The organism is Aquitalea sp. S1-19 (assembly GCF_024343515.1).
The window spans coordinates 1-2,442 of the sequence record NZ_RJTZ01000225.1; the positions used below are offsets into that span (position 1 = coordinate 1).

Genomic DNA, 2,442 nt, shown 5'->3' on the forward strand with positions numbered 1-2,442 from the left:
TTACCGGCGCCGGCGCAACCTTCCCTTACCCCTTGTACGCCAAGTGGGCAGAGGCTTACAAAGCCAAGACCGGCAACCGCGTCAACTATCAGTCGATAGGCTCCGGCGGCGGCATCAAGCAAATCGAATCCAAAACCGTAGACTTTGGCGCATCCGACATGCCGCTCAAGCCGGAAGAATTGGCCAAAAAAGGTCTGGTACAGTTTCCGACCGTGATCGGCGGTGTCGTACCGGTCGTCAACCTGCCCGGCATCAAGCCTGGTCAGCTTAAGCTGACAGGCCCGGTTCTGGCCGACATCTATATGGGTAAAGTCAGCAAGTGGAACGATCCGGTCATCGTCAAACTCAACCCGGGCGTGGCGCTGCCTGACCAGAAAATCACCCCGGTACGCCGCTCCGACGGTTCGGGCACGACCTTTGTCTTTACCGACTATCTGTCCAAGGTTTCTCCTGCCTGGAAATCCGCCATCGGCGCCAACACTTCGGTAGCATGGAAAGTCGGCGTAGGCGGCAAAGGCAATGAAGGCGTGGCCAACTACGTTAACCGCATCAAAGGCTCGGTCGGCTATGTTGAATACGCCTACGCCAAGGTCAACAACATCCCGCATGCCGCCGTACAAAATGCATCCGGCAGCTTTATCCAGCCGGACGACAAGAGCTTTGCCGCGGCAGCAGCTGGTGCCGACTGGAAAAATGCCCCCGGCTTTTACCTGATCCTGACCAATGCCCAGGGCAAGGAGAGCTGGCCTATCTCTAGCGCAACCTTCATCCTGATGCAGCAAAAGACCGACAAGGTTGAAGGCAGCAGCGAAGCACTGAAGTTCTTCAACTGGGCCTATCAGGATGGCGGCAAGATGGCGCTGGATCTGGATTATGTGCCTCTGCCTGCCGTCGTACAAAACCAGGTGCGCAACTCGTGGAAACAGATTGCCGCCAGCAATGGTCAGGCACTCTGGAAATAAGCCCGGCCACCACGGATCTGTGCGGCAGATGGCCGGGGAGACTCTCCCCGGCTTTTTGCCTGACTAAGCCAGAGTAGATTGAGTATGGAAAAATATAAGAACACCTCGCATCTGAAACGCCAGATGCAGATAGATGCCCTGTTCCGCATCAGCACACGCTTTTTCGCCTTCTTTGTGCTGGCCATGCTGCTGGGTATTCTGTTTTCACTGCTGGTCGGCTCGCTGCCGGCACTCAAACACTTCGGCTGGGGGTTTTTGACCAGTACCGAATGGGATCCCGTTGCCGAAAACTTTGGCGCGCTCGTGCCCATCTACGGCACCCTGATGACTTCCTTTATTGCCCTGCTGATCGGCGTGCCGGTCAGCTTCGGCATTGCACTATTTCTGACCGAACTGTCCCCGCCGTGGCTCAAGCGCCCGCTGGGCATCGCCGTCGAGCTTCTGGCCGGCATTCCATCCATTATCTACGGCATGTGGGGCCTGTTTGTTTTTGCCCCCTGGTTTGGCGACCATATCCAGCCCTGGATCATCGACAATATGGGCGAGTTGCCGCTGGTCGGCTTCCTGTTTCAGGGCGCACCGATGGGCATCGGCATCTTCACCGCCGGCCTGATTCTGGCCATTATGGTGATTCCGTTTATTGCATCGGTGATGCGCGACGTATTCGAAGTCGTGCCCCCCATGCTCAAGGAGTCGGCCTATGGTCTGGGCGCTACCACTTGGGAAGTGGTACGCAATGTCGTACTGCCCTACACCAAAACCGGTGTAATCGGCGGCATTATGCTGGGACTGGGACGCGCACTGGGCGAAACCATGGCGGTGACTTTTGTGATCGGCAACTCCACCATCTTTGCTTCCGGCCTGTTTGATGCCGGCAACTCGATTGCGTCTTCACTGGCCAACGAATTTGCCGAAGCGACCAGCGAACTGCACTTGTCGGCGCTGATCTCTCTCGGTCTCATTCTGTTCTTCATTACTTTTGTCGTGCTCGCCTGCTCCAAGCTGCTATTGCTACAGCTCAAGAAGCAGGAAGGCCGCCACTCCTGATGAGCGCCCCCCGCATGGAACAATCATTGACCCGCACCGGCAAGGCTAATGCAGTGAAAGATAAAAGCTTCTCCCGCAACAATATGGTCTACCGCAAGCGGCGGCTGATCAATCTCTTCAATATGGGGGCATCCACGCTGGCCATGGTATTCGGCCTGTTCTGGCTGTTCTGGATATTGTGGACGCTGCTGCGCTTCGGCATCGAAGGCATGTCGACCGAGGTGTTCACCCAGATCACCCCGCCACCCGGTTCGCAAGGCGGTCTGGCCAATGCCATTGTCGGCTCCTTGCAGATGACCTTTTTCGGCACCCTGATCGGTACGCCTATCGGCATTCTGGCAGGCGTTTATCTGGCCGAATATGGCAGCCGCGGCTGGCTGGCACCGGCGACGCGCTTTATCAACGACATCCTGCTATCGGCGCCCTCCATCGT

At 57.0% G+C, this 2,442-nt stretch carries 3 protein-coding genes; all 3 read left to right on the forward strand.

The annotated features are described in order from the left end of the window. A partial coding sequence (pstS, locus tag EGI20_RS17510) for a phosphate ABC transporter substrate-binding protein PstS (RefSeq protein ID WP_498632998.1) occupies positions 1 to 962 on the forward strand: 962 nt, incomplete at its 5' end. An 84-nt stretch (positions 963 to 1,046) separates the two neighbouring features. Beyond that, complete coding sequence (gene pstC / locus EGI20_RS17515; protein ID WP_498633000.1) at positions 1,047 to 2,009, forward strand: phosphate ABC transporter permease subunit PstC; 963 nt, start codon at positions 1,047 to 1,049, stop codon at positions 2,007 to 2,009. Then, positions 2,009 to 2,442, forward strand: a 434-nt coding sequence (locus EGI20_RS17520; RefSeq protein WP_498633002.1) for an ABC transporter permease family protein, incomplete at its 3' end; no start/stop codon positions are given. The genes pstC and EGI20_RS17520, both read left to right, overlap by 1 nt.